Source organism: Limnohabitans sp. TEGF002, from assembly GCF_055395845.1.
Genome location: NZ_AP029224.1, coordinates 650049 through 670204, shown reverse-complemented (window position 1 = coordinate 670204; position 20156 = coordinate 650049). Strand labels below are relative to the sequence as shown.

The window sequence follows — 20156 nt, the reverse complement described above, 5'->3', positions numbered from 1 at the left end:
ACCGCAGGATGACGAACCGACTCAGCAGGTTTCGGCAAACAGTTCGCGGCCGATCAGCATGCGGCGAATCTCGCTGGTGCCCGCACCGATTTCGTACAGTTTGGCGTCACGCCACAGGCGGCCCAGCGGGTATTCGTTGATGTAGCCGTTGCCGCCAAAGATTTGTACGCCCTCGCCTGCCATCCAAGTGGCTTTTTCGGCGGTCCACAAGATGACCGAGGCGCAATCCTTGCGCACTTGGCGCACGTGTTCTGCCCCCAGCAGGTCGAGGTTTTTGGCCACGGTGTAGGCAAAGCTGCGACCGGCTTGCAGTACGGTGTACATGTCGGCCACTTTGCCCTGGATCAGCTGGAACTCGCCAATGCTTTGGCCAAACTGCTTGCGGTCGTGGATGTAGGGGATCACGTTGTCCATGACGGCTTGCATGATGCCCAAGGGCCCACCCGTGAGCACAGCGCGCTCGTAGTCCAGGCCGCTCATCAGCACCTTGGCGCCGTTGTTCAGGCCACCCAAAATGTTGGCTTCGGGCACTTCGACGTTGTTGAACACCAGCTCGCCCGTGTGACTACCGCGCATGCCGAGCTTGTCGAGCTTTTGCGCGATGGAAAAACCTTTCATGCCCTTCTCGATCAAAAAGGCCGTGACGCCGCGCGCGCCCAGCTCGGGCTCGCTCTTGGCATACACCACCAGGGTGTCGGCATCGGGGCCGTTGGTGATCCACATCTTGGAGCCGTTGAGCAGGTAGTAGCCGCCTTTGTCCTCGGCCTTGAGTTTCATGCTCAGCACGTCTGAGCCCGCGCCGGGTTCAGACATGGCCAAAGCACCGACGTGTTCGCCGCTGATCAACTTGGGCAGGTACTTGGCGCGCTGCTCAGGGGTGCCGTTGCGCTTGATTTGGTTGACACACAAGTTGGAGTGCGCACCGTAGCTCAGACCGACAGAGGCGCTGGCACGGGAGATTTCTTCCATGGCGATCATGTGCGCCAAGTAGCCCATATTGGCGCCGCCGTACTCCTCGCCCACGGTGATGCCCAGCACGCCCAAGTCGCCCATCTTGCGCCACAGGTCCATGGGGAACTGGTCGCTCTGGTCAATCTCGGCAGCGCGAGGAGCGATTTCTGCTTGGGCAAAGTCGCGCACCGCGTCGCGCAAGGCATCGATGTCTTCACCGAGTTGGAAATTCAGGCCGGGCAAGTTGTTCATGGGTTCTCCGTTGGGGGTTATGCGTTGGGTGCCAAACGCCGTACATCAATAGGTCTTGGTCACAGGCACCAGGGTTTGTTGCATCAAGGCGCAGTCCGAGCGCTTGCCGCTGTCATCGATGTGCACCACTTCGGCCGTGGTCACGATGATGCGTTTACCCGCCTTGGTGACGCGGCCAATGGCGCGAATTTCGCCGCTCTGAAAGCTGGCGAGGAAGTTAATTTTGTACTCCACCGTGGTGACCTCCATGCCTTCGGGGGCCACCGTCAAAGCGGCGTAACCGCCCGCAATGTCGGCCAATGCGCCCATGGCGCCGCCATGAAAACCGCCCTGCTGCTGGGTCACTTTGTCGCTGTAGGGCAAAGCCAATTCCACCTCGCCCGCCGTGGCCGACAAGAGGCGCACACCCAAATGGTTCATCATGCCCTGACGGGCCAGGCTTTGGGCAACACGCTCGTGGGGGGTCAGGGCAGAGGTCACTTCGCATCCGGTGGTTAAAGTCAAGCCGAACTGTAATTGACGTTTACGTCAACGTCAACCAATTGCCCGTGCCCTTCAGGCCCTGCGCACAGGGTCTGGGCACGGCCCTAACAGCGGCGATCAGCTGGCCGACGCGGCCTTGTTGGCCTTGTTCAGCAAACTGCGGGTTTCTTTTTCGTGGGTTTTGACCTCGTCCAGCGTGGCCTCGAGGTCGGCCAGCTGCGACTCCAGCTGCTGGCGGTGTTCGGCCAACACCACCATGAATTTTTTGAGCTGGGGCACGGTGTCGCGCGGGCTGTCGTACATGTCGATCAGGTCTTTGGCCTCGGTCAGCGACAGGCCCAGACGCTTGGCGCGCAAGGTGAGTTTGAGGCGAGTGCGGTCGCGCGCCGAGTACACGCGGTTGCGCCCACCGGGGCCAGAGCGCTCGGGCTCCAGCAGACCCATGTCTTCGTAAAAACGGATGGCACGCGTGGTCAGGTCAAACTCCTGAGCCAAATCGCTGATCGTGTACGTGTTCGCCATGGCGTGCGGTTCTCACCTTGCTTGCGCAACCGGGACAGGTGGCTGCGCCACCGGCCCCTAGAATGCATTGTCATCTTTGACGTTAACGTCAACGTCAATTTCCCGAATCCTAACCCAAACCACCCCACGCATGCCCGATTTACCCGAAGCCAAGCCCGCCCCCGAGCCGAGCACGGGCATGCCGCCGCTGCGCTACCCGCTGGGCGAGCACCTGCCGCCGTCAGGTACGGTCACCGAAGTGGCGCCAGGCGTGTTCTGGTTGCGCATGGGTTTGCCTTTCGCCCTGAACCACATCAACCTGTGGCTGCTGCGCGACCGCCTGCCGGACCCGGCCCAGCCGGACGTGCTGCGTGAAGGCTGGACAGCGGTGGACTGCGGGATCGACAACCCTGCGACCCGCCAGGCCTGGGAGCAGATCGAAAAAAACGCGCTACAAGGCCTGCCCATCCTGCGCGTGCTGGTGACGCACATGCACCCTGACCACATGGGTCTGGCCCATTGGCTGTGCGAGCGCTGGCAAGCGCCTTTGTGGATGAGCACCAGCGAATACCAATCGGCGCTGCTCGCTTGCAGCGGGCTGTCCAATTTTGGCGGCGCACCCACGGTGGCATTTTTCACAGCGCATGGCTGGAGCCAACCTGAGGAACTGGCACAGGTCAAAGACCGTGTGGGTTATTACCCCAGCATGGTGCCCAAGATCCCCAACGCCTATGTGCGCCTGATGGAAGGCGCGTGCGTGCGCATTGGCGGCCGCCTTTGGCAGTGCATCAGTGGTTATGGCCATTCCCCTGAACACATGGCTTTGCACGATGCCCAGGATCAACTGCTGATCAGCGGCGACATGCTGCTGCCGTCCATTTCCACCAACGTCAGCGTGTACGCGATGGAGCCCGATGGCAACCCGCTGCAGTGGTTCCTCGAATCGCTGGACAAGATGGCGCACCTGCCGGACACCACCTTGGTACTGCCCTCGCACGGGCGGCCTTTCCAGGGCGCGGCCACGCGCATTGCGCAACTGCAAACCCACCACCAAGAGCGCCTGGCCGAGCTGCTGCAAGCCTGCCGTGCGCAGGCGTGCTGTGCCCACGAGCTGTTGCCTGTGCTGTTCAAACGATCCCTGGATGTACACCAAACCACCTTCGCCCTGGGCGAAGCCGTGGCCCACCTGAACCTGTTGTGGCTGTCAGGCCAGCTGCGCCGCGAACGCGGGACCGATGGGGTGTTGCGCTTCAGCACCAACCCGTAGTTCGGTGCCTTCAGACAAGACCTGAATCAATCCTCTTTCAAGTCCACCGGTGCCTGGCGCAAGGCTTTGCGGCGTTGGGCGTAGTCGGGCATGACCTCGCCCACGGTCTCCCAAAAGCGCGGGCTGTGGTTCATCTCGCGCAGATGGGCCAGCTCGTGCACCACCACGTAATCGATCTGACTGATGGGCAAATGGATCAGTCGCCAGTTCAGCCGGATGTGCCCATCGTTGCGCGCACTGCCCCAACGCGTGCTGGCACTCGACAAGCTGAGCTTTTGCCAGCGCACACCCAACAGCGGGGCAAAGTGATGCAAGCGCTGCTCAAACAAAACCTTGGCTTGTTTTTTCAGCCACACCTGCGCGGCGTCACGCACCTGCGTCACGCTGGCGCCCGGTGGCACCGTGACGGGCAACATCTGGTCGGGCGGAATGTCTTGCCCCTGCACGCGGCCCACACCACGCTCCATCACGCACAGCTGCACCATGCGGCCCAAATACGGCACCTCGGCCCCGTGCCGCCACTCGATCGCTTTTTGAAACTGCTCGGTCTGCCGCTCTTTGAATTGCTGCAGCTTGGCCACAATCCAGGCCCCTTTTTCTTGCACCGCGGCGTCCACCTCGCGCAGCGGCACCCAGTTAGGCGCACGCACCACCAGACCATCGGCCCCCACCAGAAAACCAATGCTCTTGCGGCGCGAGCGTTCAAACCTGAAAGACACCGTGACGCCCTGCAACTGGGCGTGGCGGTTGGCAGCGGGGTGGGTGAAGCCCCAAGGAGTGGCTTGTGCCTGGGGCATGTGCCCTGCTGCACCCACTGTGCTCGGCGGGAGTGACGATTGCGGCGGCGCAGCAGATGGGGCCTGTGCCGATGGCTGGGCCTCGGCTGTGGTTGCAGGCGCAGCAGGTGTGGGACTGGGCGAGGGGTACACCGGGTCACCCCCAGTGAAAAAGTCCAACACAAACTGAATCGGCGTGCGCATGCTTCGCCCGGCTCTGGCTCAGTGGTCCATGGGTGCGGCCGGGTAGGCCTCAGGATCCAGGCGGTGCATTTCCGCCTCGATCCAAGTCTCGACTTCGAGCATCAACTCGTCGGCACTGCGGCCTTCGGTCGCAATAGCTTGGCCAATCGAGATGTCCACCACACCAGGCGTTTTGACGAAAGCCCGTGTAGGCCAACAACGCGCCGAGGTCACGGCAATCGGGATCACGGGCACACCGGCTGCAATGGCCAGACGCGCACCGCCACTTTTGTACTCGCCCTTTTGTCCACGCGGGATGCGTGTGCCCTCGGGGAACATGATCACCCACACCCCCTCGGCCATCAGGCGGCGGCCTTGTTGCACCACCTTGGCAAAGGCACGTGAGCGCTGTTTGCGGTCGATGTGGATCATGTCCATGCGCGCCATGGCCCATCCGAAAAACGGCACATGCAGCAGCTCTTTCTTGAACACGTAGGCCAGTGGGTGCGGCATGATCACGGGCATCACAAAAGTCTCCCAGGTCGACTGGTGCTTGACCAACAACACTGCCGGATCTTTGGTGCCCAAGGGCAGGTTCTCCATGCCCTGGATGCGATTCTCGATGCCCAAAATCCAAGTGCCACTGTTGACCGCCAGGCGCAGCCAGCCGACACACACCCAATACAGGCGGGTGCTGCTGACGACATAAGAAATCAGGACCACAAACAGGGCCCAAGGGATGACGGTGATGGCCATCCACAACACATGGACCAGAGAGCGGATGAAATTCATGTTGTCGTCGTTGTCAAAGGTAAGCGCGAGCCCGATTCAGAGCCCAGCAAATGATCGACACAGGCAGCCAAATCGGCATGCACCTGTGTACGGGCCGGAAATCCCGGCGGCAAGGCTTGACCCAGCCATTCGGGGTGCCGCCCGCTCAGCACCATGTGCGGCACGCAGCCCACCGCTTCGGCCACTTGCATGTCCGTCAAGCTGTTGCCAATGCAGGGCACACCGGTCAGGTCTACGCCATAGCGTTCGGCAATTTGCGAGAAAAGACCGGGCCATGGCTTGCGGCAACCACAGCCTTCATCGGCCGCATGCGGGCAATAGAAGAAGGCATCGATGCGCCCACCCACGGCCGCCAATTTTTTGATCAGGTGGCTGTGCACGGCATTGAAGGCAGCCATGTCAAACAGGCCCCGGCCCAAACCCGACTCGTTGGTCGCCAGCACCACATGAAATCCCGCATGGTTCAAGCGGCTGATCGCTTCCAGCGCTCCGGGCAAGGGCTGCCACTCGTCTGGCGATTTGACGAACTCATCACCCGTGCGGTTGATGGTGCCGTCGCGGTCGAGGATGACGAGTTTCAAATGGGTGTTCATGCGTGCTCGACTGAGGGTCAGACTCGGTTCAGTCCGTCAAGCCGCCAGACGCGACAAATCGGCCACGCGGTTCATGGCCACATGCAAGCTCTTGAGCAGGCCCTGGCGGTTCAAGCGCAGGTCCATTTCTTCGGCATTGACCATGACATCGTCAAAGAAGGCGTCGACAGGGGCGCGCAGCGCGGCCAGGGTTTGCAAGCTGGCGGTGTAGTCACCGGCTTTGAACTGCGCCTCAGACTCCGGAACCAGCTTTTGCATGACGGCGTAGAGGTTTTTCTCAGCCTCTTCTTGCAGCAGTGCGGGGTTGACGTGGGCGTCCACCTCACCGGCTTTCTTGAGGATGTTGCCAATACGCTTGTTGGCTGCCGCCAAAGCGGGTGCTTCGGGCAAGGCGGCAAAGGCGCGCACAGCCGACAGGAACTGGCTGACCTGGCCCAGACGGGCGGGACGCAAGGCCATGACGGCATCGACTTCTTGCGCACTGAAGCCTTGCTCGCGCAGGCTGCCGGACAAGCGGTCGTAGATGAAATCAATCAAAGCGTCTGCACCGCCCGTGATCTTGTCGCCGAACACAGGCGCTGACAGCGCCAGCAACTCGGGCAAGCCCAGCGCTACGTCTTTTTCGATCAGCATGCGGATCACACCAAGCGCATGCCGACGCAGCGCAAACGGGTCTTTGTCGCCCGTGGGCACGTTGCCGATGCCAAACATGCCGACCAGGGTTTCGAGCTTGTCGGCCAGCGCCACCACCAAGCCGACGTTGTTGCGCGGCAACTCGTCGCCCGCAAAGCGCGGCTTGTAATGGTCTTCGATCGCTTCGGATACATCGCTGTTCAAACCATCGTGGCGGGCGTAGTAGCCGCCCATGATGCCCTGCAACTCAGGGAACTCGCCGACCATGTCGGTCAGCAAATCGGTCTTGGCCAAACGTGCGGCCTGCTCGGCTTGTGCCGCCAGCGCGTCGCCGCCCACTTGTTGGCCGATCGCCTTGGCGATGGCGCAGACACGCGCCATGCGCTCGCCTTGTGTGCCCAGCTTGTTGTGATAGACCACTTTGGACAGGCCTTCGACGCGAGACTCGAGCGTTTTCTTGCGGTCTTGGTCAAAGAAGAATTTGGCATCGGCCAAGCGCGGGCGCACCACGCGCTCGTTGCCACCGATCACCAAGGAAGCGTCGTCGGGGGTGATGTTGCTCACCACCAAAAAACGGTTTGTCAGCTTGCCCGATGCATCGATCAAGGGGAAGTATTTCTGGTTGGCCTTCATCGTGAGGATCAGGCACTCTTGCGGCACACCCAAGAACTCGGTCTCGAACTGGCAGGTCAGCACATTCGGGCGCTCGACCAGCGCAGTCACTTCATCCAGCAGGGCTTCGTCTTCGATCGGGCGGGCACCGTTGCCCACTTTGGCCGCAGCAGCGTTCAGCTGGCGCACGATCTCGGCGCGGCGCTCCGCGAAGCTGGCGATGACCGAGCCATCACGCTTGAGCACTTCGTCGTACTGGTCAGCATGTAGCAACACCACAGGCGAGACCTTGGCCTCAAACCGGTGGCCTTGCGTGCTGTTGCCAGCCGTCAGGCCCAAGGCTTTGACAGGCACCACGGCAGCGCCATGCAGAGCGATCAGGCTGTGCGCGGGGCGCACAAAGTTCACACTGCTCCAGCCCGGCAATTCGCAATCGGTTTCCAGCTGGTACTGCATGACTTTGGGGATGGGGAGCTTGGCCAGCGCTTCTTCCAGCGCCTTTTGCAGACCCGCTTGCAGCGATGCGCCTTTGACGATGCTGTCGTAAAACAGGGCTTCGGCTTTGCCATCGGGGGCGCGCTTGAGGGCGGCCACAGCCATCGCCGGGTCGCTCACATCTGCGCCCAGGGCTTGCAATTTTTTCAGCAGAGCTGGCGTGGCGTTGCCCGCCGCGTCCAGGCCCACGGCCACGGGCATGAGCTTTTGTTGCACGGCCTTGTCGGCACCTTGTGCCAACACACCGGTCACATGAGCGGCAAGGCGGCGGGGCGATGCGAAAGCAGTCACCACCGCGTCGGCCGCAGCCAGGCCCTGGGCCTTGAGTTGTTCAGCCAGCACGCTCGAAAACGCGGCACCCAACTTGTTGAGCGCCTTCGGAGGCAGCTCTTCCACAAACAATTCCACCAGCAGATTTTGTGTCGTCATGTCGCTCTCCCTCACGCGGCTTTCTTGGGCATTTGCGCAACCCATTCACGCGGAGCCATCGGGAAGTCCAGACGTTCGCGGCTTTCGTAATAACTCTGAGCCACGCTGCGGGCCAGATTGCGGATGCGGCCGATGTAGGCGGCACGCTCGGTCACGCTGATCGCGCCACGCGCGTCCAGCAGGTTGAAGGTGTGTGCGGCCTTGAGCACTTGCTCATAAGCCGGCAAAGCCAGCTGGGCACCCATGAGGTGTTGCGCTTGCTTTTCGTGTGCGCCAAAGGCTGTGAACAAAAACTCGGCGTCGCTGTGCTCGAAGTTGTAAGTGGATTGCTCGACTTCGTTTTGTTTGTACACGTCGCCGTAGGTCAAGCCCTCGGTCCATTGCAGGTTGTAGACGTTGTCCACGCCTTGCAAATACATGGCCAGGCGCTCCAGGCCGTAGGTGATCTCACCCGTGATCGGCTTGCAGTCGATGCCGCCGACTTGTTGGAAGTAGGTGAACTGTGTGACTTCCATGCCGTTGAGCCACACCTCCCAGCCCAGGCCCCAAGCGCCGAGCGTCGGGTTTTCCCAGTCGTCTTCGACAAAGCGGATGTCGTTCTTTTTCAGATCAAAACCCAGCGCTTCGAGCGAGCCCAAATACAGCTCCAGGATGTTGCTGGGCGCAGGCTTCAAGACCACTTGGTATTGGTAATAGTGCTGCAGGCGGTTGGGGTTCTCGCCATAACGGCCGTCTTTGGGGCGGCGGCTGGGCTGCACATAGGCGGCCTTCCAAGGCTCAGGGCCAATGGCGCGCAAAAACGTGGCGGTGTGGCTGGTGCCCGCGCCGACTTCCATGTCGTAGGGCTGGAGCAAGGCGCAGCCCTGGGCGTCCCAGTACTGCTGCAATTTGAGGATGATTTGCTGGAAGGTCAACATGGCCAAAGCAAAGCCAGCAGCGAGCTGGCCGGGGTTAGGGATGGGCGCAAGTTTTGCGCGAACCCTTGATTTTACGGCCTTTGCCGCTTCCAAAAAGCCCAAGCCACCACCGCACAGCACAGCGCCCACAGCGGCCCCAAACCCCAGGTTCCGGCCCAGCGGGCAAAGGGCGTGAGGCCATGACGCCCTTCAAAAGTCCCCTTCAGACTGCCCCGGGTAAAGCGTGGCATCTGATCGGTCACCCGACCGGTGTGGTCGATGATCGCGGTGGCCCCGGTGTTGGTGGCGCGCAGCATGGGACGACCCAGTTCCATGGCCCGCAGCCGCGAGATGCTCAAGTGCTGGTCCACCGCCAATGTGTCGCCAAACCAAGCGATGTTGCTCACATTCACCAAGGCGGTAGGGGCCGTAGCGGGGTCTTTGAAGCGCTGGGCCAGCTCTTCGCCGAACAGGTCTTCATAGCAAACGTTGGGGGCCAGGCGCTGGCCCTGCCAAGCCACAGAAGGCTGGCCCCAGCCACCCGAGCGAAAATCACCCAAAGGGATGTTCATCATGCGCACGAACCAGACAAATCCAGGGGGCACGAACTCACCAAAGGGCACCAGATGGGACTTGTCATAGCGGTAATCCGGCAAACCAGCAGGCTGCAACGCCACCACCGAATTGGTGTACCCCTCGGTCATACCGCCCAAAGGCATCCCCACCAGCGCCATCGACCGAGCCGACCGCGCGAAATGCTGCCTTAAGCTTGCCTCATAGCCCTCAGGCAAATGTCGTGGCAACAAAGGGATCGCGGTTTCGGGAGCCACCACCAGGGGCAGCTGGTTGGCGCGCAGCTGTGCGTCGTACCACTGCAGCGCATCGCGGATGCCGCTGGCCACATCAAATTTGGCATTTTGAGAGATATTGGCCTGCAGCAAAGCCACCTGCCCCACCCCTGCGGTGGTGGTGAAACTGGGGCCCCAAAGCTGCAGACCCCAAGTCACCATACCCAAACCGACCAAGGGTTTGAGCGCGCGCAGCCGCCAACCTGACAGCGCCAAGCGCATGGCCAACCAAGCGGCCAAAGCGCCCATACCGTACACCCCCACCCAAGGCGCCCAAACCGAAAGCACACCATCGACGTGCGCATAACCGCCCGCGCCCCAAGGAAAGCCGGTCAACCAGCGCCCGCGCATGAGCTCGGCCAAAGTCCACAGGGCAGCAAACACAACACTGATTGCTCCCGGACGCTGCGCCAACAGCCCGCGCGCCAAAACCACCCACGCAGCACATGCGGCGGCGTAATACAGCGCCAAAGCGGCCGCCAAAGCCAGCACCGCAACCGCTGCCAAAGGTGCAGGCAAGCCTCCAACATCGTGCATGGACACATACAGCCACCAAAAGCTGCCAGCCAGCCAAGCTGTGGCGAACACGCCACCCGACCAAGCGGCTTGTCGGTGTGCGGAACGTGACAAATATGAGTGACGGGCAACGTCGGCCAAGCCAGCGGCCAGCACGGCCAAGCTCAAAATCTGCAACCAGCCATGTGCTTGGCCGCTGCCGGGCATGGCAATCGACGCCGCCTGCGCTAAACCTGCCAAAGCGGGCCACACGGTTGACAGGCCGCGTGCTCGCTCAGGGCGGAAACTCATGCCTTGGACTCTGAGGATTCCACGGCTACAACCGGCGACACCTTGAACCAACGCACAGCGCCAGCACGGGTGTGCAAGACCACAAATTGCAAGCCCGCCAAAATGTATTTTTCGCCTCGTCGCGGCACGTGGCCCATTTCGTGGGCAATCAACCCCCCAATGGTGTCAAAGTCCGGGCCTTCGGCATCTTCACGGGCCTCTTGCAGGTCCACGCCAAAGGCTTCACTCACGCGCTCCAGGGAAGTATCGCCACTGACGCGGAAGCTGCGGTCGGGCAAGCCAAAAATGTCCCCCTCGTCGTCGGCGATGTCGAATTCGTCCTCGATTTCGCCGACGATCTGCTCCAACACGTCCTCGATGGTGATCAAACCCGCGGTGCGGCCAAACTCATCGATGACGATGGCCAGATGGTTGCGGTTGTCCCGGAATTGGCGCAACAAATCGTTCAGCCCCTTGCTTTCGGGCACAAACACTGCTGGGCGCAGCAGGGCTCGGATGTTCAATTCAGGCGCCCGTTGCAGCTTGAGCAAGTCCTTGGCCAGCAAAATGCCAATGATGTTTTCGGTTTCCCCTTCGTAGACGGGGAAACGCGAGTGTGCTGTCTCGATCACTTGGTGCAACAAGCGGTCAAACGGATCTTCGATGTTCAACAAATCCATCCGAGGTGCGGCCACCATCACATCGCCAGCGGTCATGTCGGCCATGCGGATGACGCCTTCCAGCATGAGGCGGCTCTCGGCATTGATGATGTGGTTGTCCTCGGCCTCGGCCAAGGTTTCGATCAACTCGTCGGTCGAGTCGGGGCCGGGATGGATGAATTCGGCGAGCTTTTGCAGAAAACTGCGTTTGTCTTCACGTTCAACCGAACGCGCAGGGTGAGGGTCGGACACAGTCAGGAGATGCAGGACATGCGGTTGTTGGCAAGCCTCTAGGATAGCGGATTCAGATGACAAACCGCCAAATCAAGGCTTGTGTGTTGTGTGACGGGCATCGCGCACGCCCTGACGGATCTCTTGCACTGTGGCCAGCCAGTCACGAAATTGGTGCGCCTGCATTTTCAGCTGGTAATCCACCTCGGCCATCTGCTCTTGCATCATTCCGCTGAACTGGCTGTCCAGCGTCGCCTCGGGCAATGACAGGTAGGCTTCGCTTTCGCTGCCATCCCGCTGAACTGTGGCTCCGGCATGGCGGGCAATCTTCAGCATGGCCACGTTTTCGCTCAAAGCGTGAATGAAGATCATGCTCACCCCCTCATTGCGGGCATGCATCACGGCATGGTTAAAAAGGCGGACGCCCAAACCTTTGCCCCGCTGATGGGACGCGACCGACACACCGAGCTCGGCGCAAGTGGCCCATTGCGGGTCGATCGAAAAGGCCAAATGGGCCATGGCTACCAACTCAAGCCTGCGGTTAAACACCCCAAAAATCTCGTCACGCTCAAAGTTCAAGCCCGTCACGTAGCGCGCAATTTGCTCATCTGTGGCTGGGTACCCGAAGCGCAAATACCGGTCCTCGGGCTTCAAAGCCAGCAAATGCTTCAAGATGCGCGGTTTGTGCCGCGCAGACAGGGAGCGAATCGGAATCCACCCGCCCAATACAGATTTGTGACCTGTATTGGCCGGCGCACCCGAGGCAAAAGCCGAAACCCAGCGCCGCCAAAGTTGCCGCCAGAATCCAGGAGAAGTGTTGAGTTCTGAGTTCATTTGAATTAAGGGTTTGCACCTATTTTGCACCCAATGCGCCGACCTTGTCAGCTGCTGTACTTGGCCCTGGCATTTGTCGCGTGAGAGACCCATACAGGCCTCACTGGGGAATTGCCCGATCACACTCGCCCACACAGTTGGCCACAATCAGGGCATCAAGGAGACAAAACGATGGAACGTATTTGGCTGAAGAACTACCCCCCCGGCGTCCCGCACGACATCGACCCCCAGCAATACAGCTGCTTGACGGACTTGCTGGAGCGGGCATTTCGGGAGCACGGCAACAGTCCTTTTTCGGTCTGCATGGGCAGATGGATGAGCTACAAGGAACTGGACGAACTCTCCAAAGCCTTGGGGGCTTGGCTGCAAGCCAAGGGCCTGCCTGCTGGCAGCCGTGTGGCCATCATGCTGCCCAATTTGCCCCAGTTTGCCGTGACCATGGCCGCTGTTTTGCGCGCTGGCTATGCGTGTGTGAACGTGAACCCCTTGTACACCGCTCGCGAGCTGCAGCACCAACTCAAGGACTCCGGCGCCACCACCATTGTCATCTTGGAAAACTTTGCCGCCACATTGCAAGATGTGATTGAACACACCCAAGTGCAACATGTGGTGGTGGCCTCCATTGGCGACTTGCTGGGGCCTTGGTATGGGCGTTGGATGACTTTTGCCGTTCGCCATTTGGCCAAAATGGTGCCCGAGTTCGAGTTACCGCTGACAAGCGGGCGAACCGTCACACCGTTCAAAAAAGCCATCTCACAAGGCCGTCAGCTGAACCTGAAGCCTACACCCCAAACCTTGGATGACACCGCGTTTTTGCAGTACACGGGTGGCACCACGGGTTTGTCCAAAGGTGCTGTGCTGACCCACCGCAACATCGTCGCCGCTATCTTGCAAGCAGAGGGCTGGTTCTCGCCGGCACTGGCCAGCATTGGCGACCTGCGCAAGGTCAACAGCATCGCCGCATTGCCGCTGTACCACATCTTCGCGCTGACGCTTTGCCTGCTGGCCATCCGCCAAGGCTCGCATCTGACACTGGTCCCCAACCCGCGCGACTTTGCCAAGTTCATCGAAGTGCTCAAGCAGCGCCCCTTTCACATGTTGCCTGGGGTGAACACCCTGTTCAATGCCTTGATGCAACACCCGATGTTCAAGACCATCGACTTTTCATCGCTCAAACTCACCCAAGCCGGCGGCATGGCGGCCTCTGAAGGCACCGCCAAGCATTGGCAAGCGGCCACAGGCAGCGCCATGATCGAAGGTTGGGGCATGAGCGAGACCTGTGCCATCGGCACCAATAACCCCGTCACACAAACCCATTTCAGCGGCAACATCGGCCTGCCCCTGCCAAGCATCGACATTGCCATCAAGGACGACGCGGGCAACAACCTGCCGGTGGGCAGTTCAGGCGAAATTTGCATACGCGGACCCAACGTGATGACAGGCTATTTCAACCAGCCCGAAGAAAATGCCAAGACCTTCACTGCCGATGGCTTCATGCGCACAGGCGACGTTGGCATCATGGACAACGAAGGTTTCACACGGATCGTCGACCGCAAGAAAGACATGATCATTGTGAGCGGATTCAACGTGTTCCCGAGCGAGCTGGAAAATGTCATATCGACCTGCCCCGGCGTGGTCGAGTGCGCCGTGGTGGGCATTGCTGACACCATGCAGGGGGAAACCATCAAGGTGTTTGTGGTGCGCAACGACCCCATGCTGACCGAAGAATCCGTCTCGCGCTTCTGCCAAGAGAACCTTACTGGTTACAAGCGGCCCAAGTACATCGAATTCCGCGATGAACTGCCCAAATCCAACGTTGGCAAGATCCTGCGAAGGGAATTGCGCAACCACAAATGAAGCGCCCGCGCCCGTCAGCATGAACTCTTCCCCCATCCTGCCTGCAGGCGTGACCGTATTCGAGCGCGGCTGGCTGTCGGCCAACAACGTGCTGCTGTGCGACGAAAACAGCGCCACCTTGGTGGACAGCGGCTATGTGACCCACCAGGTCCAAACACTGGCCTTGGTGGCGCAAGCGCTGCAAGGCCGCCCTCTGGACCAGCTGGCCAACACGCACCTGCACAGTGATCACTGCGGTGGCAACCAGGCCTTGCAAAATCGTTACCCCGGCTTGAAAACCTGGATACCGCCGGGCTTGGCACCGGATATTCAAGCTTGGCGCGAAGACGCGCTCAGCTACAAGCCCACAGGCCAAAACTGTCCCCCCTTCGGTTTTTCCGGCCTGCTCCAGCCTGGCGACAGCCACCACTGGGGAAACATGACTTGGGAGGTCTATGCCGCACCCGGCCACGATCCCCACTCGGTCATTTTGTTTGCGCCTGAACACCGCTTGCTGATGTCCGCTGATGCCCTGTGGCAAAACGGTTTTGGCGTGGTGTTTCCCGAATTGGTGGGCATTGACGCGTTTGACGAAGTGGGCCAGACCCTGGACCTGATCGAGCGGCTTCAACCGGCCATCGTCATCCCAGGTCATGGCGCCGTGTTCACAGAAGTCGCGCCTGCATTGGCACTGGCCCGCAGCAAACTCGAAAGCTTTGCGCGAAATCCTGAACGCCACGCCCGTTACGGCACCAAAGTCCTGCTCAAGTTCAAACTGCTCGAGTGGGGGCGCATTTCCAAAACCGAATTCAGCGAATGGGCTCTGCAAGTGCCCTACATGAACGACCTGCACCGCCGATTTGGTCTAGGCCACGATGCGCACACTTGGCTGGACATGATGCTGGCCGAACTGGAACGCAGCGGAGCCTTGGAGGTGCATGACGGCATGCTGCATGACGCTTGAGTCACGACAATGAAAATAGAATCATGTTTTTATTGCGCTGGCTGCGCCCTAACTGTGTCAGTTGGAAAGTGAAAACTGCTCAAACTATGATCTTTTCCAAATATTCGATCAAAGCACTTGCCGCACTGCTTCTGACGTTCTTAATGTCCCCGATTTTTGCCAACGAGCCAAAAATCGGTCCATCACAGGCCTTGGCCTATATTTTCATGGACACCAACTACGGTGCAGTGGTGAGCCGCTACAACCTGAAAGTAGCTGGCGTTGAAATGCCACAGATGCATGGCTACAAGTATTTGGCACTTTCATTACCACCCGGCCAGCATCTGATCGAATCAGATCGTGATGGTGTTGGCGGAACTTCGATCAACCTCAAAGTTGACTCAGGCGAAAAGCATTACATTTTCATTGACCCTATCGGATTTCCTAGGCCAAAGCCAACCTTAACCAAGGTCGATGCTAAAAGAGGAATTGAGGGTATAGACAAGTCCGTGGAATTGCCCCTCACAGAGACTGCACTTGCTCTTTTAGCAGGCAAAGGAATTCGGCCAGCTAAAACCCCTGAGATGTCACTCGTCTCAGTCATGGCTGGCTTACAGCAGCCTTCCGCAGTATTAACCCCACAGAAAACCCAAGCCATCGAAGCACGGAATCAGCAAGCTGAAATCGACCTATTGCGTGCAGAAGTTGAGGAGGCACGTAAGAAGCAAGCCGAAACCGAACGCTTACGCGTGGAATCTGAAGAGTCCAAGCGCAAGCTTGCTGCTGCAGAAGAAAATTTAAAACGCCTGACCCAACAGCAAAACACTCAGGTTGTCTCAACCCTCCCCGCGCCAGTCAATACACCGCCGGACGAAGCCACACTGGGCAACAGGCGAGCGCTCGTCATTGGTAACGACAACTACCAATCCGTCCCCAAACTCGCGAATGCCAACGAGGATGCTCGTACGATAGCTTCCACTCTCAGTGCCATTGGTTACCAAGTGACCTTGCGACTGGATGTGAACGAACGCGAAATGAAATCTGCCCTTCGCACCTTCTCTAGTCAGGTTCAAGGGGGAGACGAAGTGCTGTTCTTCTTTGCCGGGCATGGCGTCCAGCTGGGTGCATCCAATTACTTGCTCCCGATTGATATTGGCAGCGACAGCGAAGCTCAAGTACGCGATGAGGCCATTCAACTACAACGCATCCTCGATGATTTTTCAGATCGCAAAGCCAAGTTCACACTCGCATTGCTCGATGCTTGCCGCGACAATCCTTTCAAATCACTGGGCAGGAGCATTGGTGGCCGTGGCCTAGCACCAACTACAGCGGCTACTGGGCAGATGGTTATTTTTTCTGCCGGCAGTGGTCAGCAAGCGATGGACAAACTCAGTCAGGTTGACACACACAAAAATGGCCTTTTCACCAGGATATTCGTGCAAGAAATCCAAAAGTCGGGGCTCAGCATTGACAGGGTCATGAAGAATGTCCGCCATCAGGTGGCACAACTGGCCAGGTCCGTTGGCCACGAACAAGTGCCCGCCATTTACGACCAGGTTTTAGGGGACTTTTACTTCAAGAGATGAAATTGAACTTCAAACCATGTCTTGTCTGGAAGTAAGCCGCGACAGACTTCTAGCGTTGGTGTTGCCACCCTAATGCCCGTCGACACCATTCGAAAAGAACCCAAAGAGTTTCAGCACACCCACAAAGTAAAACACCGCAAGCACTTGCGTACTTGCGGTGTGAACTGGTGGTGGACTCCGGGCACTCAAAACAAACGCTCTCGGAAAACACAACGGCCTTTGTCACATCGTGTCGGGGTTTGTCGGGCCGTGTCGGGCTATCCAAACCCGCCAACTCCCGCCACCCCAAGGCGCTAAGAATAACGCCACCGTGGCCGTTTTGTGCCCTTTCGGACCCAGGCAGGGGTGGATTCTATCCGAAATTCTTCTGGTCTTGCGAAACCAATCAGTTTTTTGACCTAGACCCGGTCAATTTGCGTAGGATCGATGGATGTTGACTTCTTGCCTCATCTACCGCTGCTGCGATTGCGGTCAGGTTCTCTGACTCACAAGCTCTGACAAGCATCAGCAAGGTTCCTCGTAGATCATGAACTTCTTCCATTGACGCTTTATTAGGCTCAGGCAAGTATTCACGATTCCAGGGCACGCCACGAAGTGCCTCTCGAGCACGCATAGAAATCCAGTCAAGCCTTCTTGTTTGTTGTCGTGATGCGTTGGCTATCCGCCCAATGTGGTCCAGCGCGTCTCGCAGCAAATCGATCTCTTCATTTGAAGTCATCAGTTGAGGCTCCTAGTTGTTGGAACAATGGCCATTGCAGTAACGTCCACTGACAGAGCGCCGGATCAAGTTTCATCTAAAAGCACTGCCGATTGGCTTACAGAATTAATTGCCGATGCAGTTATTCAACGGCATACACATTTCGAAAATAGCCTTGCTTAGTCCAGTACCCAGGGTTGTTAATTGGATCCCAGCAAGAAATTCGAACACGTTTGCCTTTTAGCTTTTTTGCATTTTCAGTTATCAAGCCAGTTGGATCAAAGGTCGATGTTTTCATATAGCGTCGACTGTTATCGCCCAATACAAGCGCAGTACAACTAGATCCTCGGTATAGCTGATTCTCCAGTACATCTACGAGCAGATCAGGCGAAGACAAGGTAACCTGCTTGTTTTCTTTCTGCGCATTCAACTGCTCGCGCTTGAGTCGATCAATGTCCATTTTTTGAATCTGGATGGTGGACTCTTGTTCGGCAATGATGTTGCTCTGATTGGCATTGACTTCGCTTAGCTGCTTAACTTCCGTCTTTAATGTTTCTGCAACTTCCAATGCTTGATTTCTCTCTGCAATTGCCGCGTTAGTTCTTTGCTCTGAGGCAGCTACCGTTTCTTTCATCATTCTTATTTGTTCATCGCTCATCTTCTCTCCAAGAAGAATCACGAGGTCTGCATGCTTAGAGATTTCCCCTTTGATGTAATTGGGATGCAGCTCGATAAGAGCCTGAGGGGACAGCAAGTTGCATTCCCTTAGGCTGCGCATGACAGCTGAGAGATGCTCTTCTGTATCAGCGTCATTGCGCCAAACAGTCACAAGGACTGGGAGATCAAGGCCTTTACGCTCCCCAATGATGAAGTGGCCAAATTGTTCTTTTTTGTTTGAGTCTAAAAAATATGCGTCAAGACTAATTCGGTCAGCATTTTTTTGCGGCTTGTTAGTAAATGAGATACGAGTCAACGTGATTTTCGCGTCTACCTCAAAGTGCATTCCGTACCGAAGTGGAAGCGAGTCACAATTCGCATGCTCATCGCTCGGCACATGAACCACCAATGACGGTGACTGACTGACCTGCTGCCTAATCCAATCTTGAAAATTGGTACTTCCCAGGGTGCCGTGGAGCTTCCCTAGATCACTCAAGCTATTAACCTTGGCCTGATTTGACTTTTTCGTCTGCATAATGACCTCTTCTGCAAATGGGTGCCGACGGCCTCTTACTGGAAGCGCCCTCCAGCGACGTCAGCCATCTTTCACCTAGAGAGCCCCTGCCTCCAAGGCGTGGATTGTTAGCATATCATTCTAAAAATGAACTCAAAGTCTTGGCTTGTTGCGTGGATCGGCGCAGCTGATCATGAGTGCGCCGAGAGCAAAAGAGGCGCGGATCTAGGGCCGATTGCCACAGCCCTACTAGGCCAACCTATGTATGACAGGGTCTATCTGCTGTCCAACTACGACTTTGAACGCAGTCGAAATTTTTGCACCTGGCTAGAGTCAATCACTGGATACAAGCCATCGGCGATTGACCTATTCAGCGTCGACTTGGCTAGTCCGATTGATTACTCAGATATCTATACCCAGGTAAGCTCAAATCTCAGCCAGGCTGGCATCCCTCGCGATGATGTTTCACTGACTTTTCACCTCAGCCCTGGCACGCCAGCCATGGCGGCAATTTGGATCATTCTGGCTAAAACCCGCTTTCCAGCCAAGCTGATCCAGACATCTAAAGAGAGAGGCGTCGAGGCGATCGATTTCCCCTTCGATCTTGCCAATGACTTCTTACCCGAGTACCTACAGCGCACCGGCGATCGGGTGAAGAGACTCACTGACGCCATTCAACTGCCTGCGCCAGAGTTCGACAAAATTATTCACCAAAGTCAGGTAGTCGCAGATCAGATTAGCCTGGCCCGACGCATTGCTGCATACGATGTACCGGTCTTGATTCTTGGCGAAACCGGTACGGGCAAAGAGTTGTTCGCGGAGGCGATTCATGCAGCAAGCTCAAGATCAGACCGTCCCTTTATCGCCGTGAACTGCGGAGCTATATCTCCGGAGATGGCTAACTCGGAGTTGTTTGGTCATAAAAAGGGGGCGTTTACAGGCGCCACCACTGACAGAAAGGGTTGTTTTCTGGAGGCATCTGGCGGAACGCTCTTTCTGGATGAGATTGGAGATCTGCCGCTGGATACACAAGTTCGCCTTCTGCGAGCTTTGCAGTCACAAGAGATCACACCCATGGGGCAATCAAAGCCTGTTTCAATCAACACGCGCATTTTGGCTGCGACTCACCGGGATCTGGCTGCGGATGTCACGGCAGGTCGATTCAGAGAAGATCTATTTCACCGTCTGGCAGTGGGCATTCTTCAGCTGCCACCTCTACGCAACCGGGCAGGCGATGTGATGCTACTTGCTCAGCACTTCCTGGGTAATATCAACGCAGATGCAGCCAATAAACCGGAGGCTCAGCAAAAACACCTGTCCAAAGAAGCTGCCAGGGCGATTCAGAGCTATGCATGGCCTGGCAATGTGCGTGAGCTCTATCACACATTGCTGCGCGCAGTGATCTGGTCCCGGGGAGCTGAAGTGACGGGCCAAGACATCAATTCGGCATTACTGCCGGTCTCCAATCAGATTAATGTCTTCCATCAAGCAGTTCTTAAAGATGGACTTACTCTGCAGGACCAGCTCGATCAAGTTGCCCGCGACTGCATCGAGCAGGCGCTCCAAAAAACCGGATGGCGCAAAGCAGGGGCGGCAAAGCTACTAGGATTCACCAATCACCAAACACTTTCAAATTGGATGAAGCGGTTGGGTATGGAAGATGGCTCAGCCGCTTAAATCAAATATTTTTACATTTAAGTAA

The 20156-nt window shown here is 57.8% G+C and carries 18 protein-coding genes; 5 read left to right on the top strand and 13 right to left on the bottom strand.

The window, feature by feature from the left end; all coding sequences use genetic code 11:
- Positions 1–21: 21 nt before the first annotated feature.
- The 3 genes from ACZ5SR_RS03425 to ACZ5SR_RS03415 all read right to left on the bottom strand — a co-directional run bounded on the left by ACZ5SR_RS03425 (position 22) and on the right by ACZ5SR_RS03415 (position 2208).
- Positions 22–1203, bottom strand: a complete 1182-nt coding sequence (locus ACZ5SR_RS03425) for an isovaleryl-CoA dehydrogenase (protein ID WP_464450179.1) — start codon at positions 1201–1203, stop codon at positions 22–24.
- A 45-nt stretch (positions 1204–1248) separates the two neighbouring features.
- Positions 1249–1683, bottom strand: coding sequence for a PaaI family thioesterase (locus tag ACZ5SR_RS03420; protein ID WP_464450178.1), 435 nt, complete (start codon positions 1681–1683; stop codon positions 1249–1251).
- A gap of 120 nt (positions 1684–1803) precedes the next feature.
- Positions 1804–2208 carry a MerR family transcriptional regulator gene (locus tag ACZ5SR_RS03415; protein WP_464450177.1) on the bottom strand — a complete coding sequence of 135 codons (405 nt, stop codon included), beginning with the start codon at positions 2206–2208 and terminating at the stop codon, positions 1804–1806.
- Positions 2209–2338: 130 nt separating this feature from the next.
- Here ACZ5SR_RS03415 and ACZ5SR_RS03410 point away from each other — a divergent pair, with 130 nt between their 5' ends.
- Complete coding sequence (locus ACZ5SR_RS03410) at positions 2339–3454, top strand: MBL fold metallo-hydrolase (protein ID WP_464450176.1); 1116 nt, start codon at positions 2339–2341, stop codon at positions 3452–3454.
- Between the two features lie 26 nt (positions 3455–3480).
- Here ACZ5SR_RS03410 and ACZ5SR_RS03405 read toward each other — a convergent pair whose 3' ends face one another.
- From ACZ5SR_RS03405 to ACZ5SR_RS03370, 8 genes are all read right to left on the bottom strand, one after another.
- Positions 3481–4434, bottom strand: coding sequence for a M48 family metallopeptidase (locus ACZ5SR_RS03405; RefSeq protein ID WP_464450175.1), 954 nt, complete (start codon positions 4432–4434; stop codon positions 3481–3483).
- Positions 4435–4452: 18 nt separating this feature from the next.
- Positions 4453–5205 (bottom strand): lysophospholipid acyltransferase family protein, encoded by a 753-nt coding sequence (locus ACZ5SR_RS03400; protein WP_464450174.1) that lies wholly within the window; start codon positions 5203–5205, stop codon positions 4453–4455.
- Positions 5202–5798, bottom strand: a complete 597-nt coding sequence (gene gmhB / locus ACZ5SR_RS03395; RefSeq protein WP_464450173.1) for a D-glycero-beta-D-manno-heptose 1,7-bisphosphate 7-phosphatase — start codon at positions 5796–5798, stop codon at positions 5202–5204. The genes ACZ5SR_RS03400 and gmhB overlap by 4 nt, the downstream gene beginning before the upstream one ends.
- Positions 5799–5834: 36 nt before the next feature.
- Positions 5835–7967, bottom strand: coding sequence for a glycine--tRNA ligase subunit beta (gene glyS / locus ACZ5SR_RS03390; RefSeq protein ID WP_464450172.1), 2133 nt, complete (start codon positions 7965–7967; stop codon positions 5835–5837).
- Between the two features lie 11 nt (positions 7968–7978).
- A complete protein-coding gene (glyQ, locus tag ACZ5SR_RS03385) occupies positions 7979–8884 on the bottom strand; it encodes a glycine--tRNA ligase subunit alpha (protein WP_464450171.1) in 906 nt (301 codons plus the stop codon).
- A 71-nt stretch (positions 8885–8955) separates the two neighbouring features.
- The gene (gene lnt, locus ACZ5SR_RS03380; RefSeq protein WP_464450170.1) at positions 8956–10518 is read right to left on the bottom strand and encodes an apolipoprotein N-acyltransferase; all 1563 of its coding nucleotides are present in this window, start codon (positions 10516–10518) and stop codon (positions 8956–8958) included.
- The gene (locus ACZ5SR_RS03375; RefSeq protein WP_464450169.1) at positions 10515–11408 is read right to left on the bottom strand and encodes an HlyC/CorC family transporter; all 894 of its coding nucleotides are present in this window, start codon (positions 11406–11408) and stop codon (positions 10515–10517) included. The genes lnt and ACZ5SR_RS03375 overlap by 4 nt, the downstream gene beginning before the upstream one ends.
- Before the next feature lie 72 nt (positions 11409–11480).
- Positions 11481–12221, bottom strand: a complete 741-nt coding sequence (locus ACZ5SR_RS03370) for a GNAT family N-acetyltransferase (protein WP_464450168.1) — start codon at positions 12219–12221, stop codon at positions 11481–11483.
- Positions 12222–12392: 171 nt separating this feature from the next.
- On the opposite strand from ACZ5SR_RS03370, the gene ACZ5SR_RS03365 reads away from it, so the two are divergent.
- Genes ACZ5SR_RS03365 through ACZ5SR_RS03355 form a run of 3 tightly spaced genes read left to right on the top strand, consistent with a single transcriptional unit; the run spans position 12393 to position 16586 of the window.
- On the top strand, positions 12393–14078 hold the full coding sequence (locus ACZ5SR_RS03365; RefSeq protein ID WP_464450167.1) for an AMP-binding protein: 1686 nt from the start codon (positions 12393–12395) through the stop codon (positions 14076–14078).
- 19 nt (positions 14079–14097) lie between these two features.
- The gene (locus tag ACZ5SR_RS03360) at positions 14098–15021 is read left to right on the top strand and encodes an MBL fold metallo-hydrolase (RefSeq protein ID WP_464450166.1); all 924 of its coding nucleotides are present in this window, start codon (positions 14098–14100) and stop codon (positions 15019–15021) included.
- Between the two features lie 23 nt (positions 15022–15044).
- A complete protein-coding gene (locus tag ACZ5SR_RS03355) occupies positions 15045–16586 on the top strand; it encodes a caspase family protein (RefSeq protein ID WP_464450165.1) in 1542 nt (513 codons plus the stop codon).
- A gap of 385 nt (positions 16587–16971) precedes the next feature.
- Here ACZ5SR_RS03355 and ACZ5SR_RS03350 read toward each other — a convergent pair whose 3' ends face one another.
- Together ACZ5SR_RS03350 and ACZ5SR_RS03345 are read right to left on the bottom strand one after the other, a co-directional pair.
- The gene (locus ACZ5SR_RS03350) at positions 16972–17304 is read right to left on the bottom strand and encodes a hypothetical protein (protein ID WP_464450164.1); all 333 of its coding nucleotides are present in this window, start codon (positions 17302–17304) and stop codon (positions 16972–16974) included.
- A gap of 121 nt (positions 17305–17425) precedes the next feature.
- Positions 17426–18475: a hypothetical protein gene (locus ACZ5SR_RS03345; RefSeq protein WP_464450163.1), complete on the bottom strand. Its 1050-nt coding sequence runs from the start codon at positions 18473–18475 to the stop codon at positions 17426–17428.
- A gap of 240 nt (positions 18476–18715) precedes the next feature.
- On the opposite strand from ACZ5SR_RS03345, the gene ACZ5SR_RS03340 reads away from it, so the two are divergent.
- Complete coding sequence (locus ACZ5SR_RS03340) at positions 18716–20131, top strand: sigma-54 interaction domain-containing protein (RefSeq protein ID WP_464450162.1); 1416 nt, start codon at positions 18716–18718, stop codon at positions 20129–20131.
- Positions 20132–20156 lie beyond the last annotated feature (25 nt).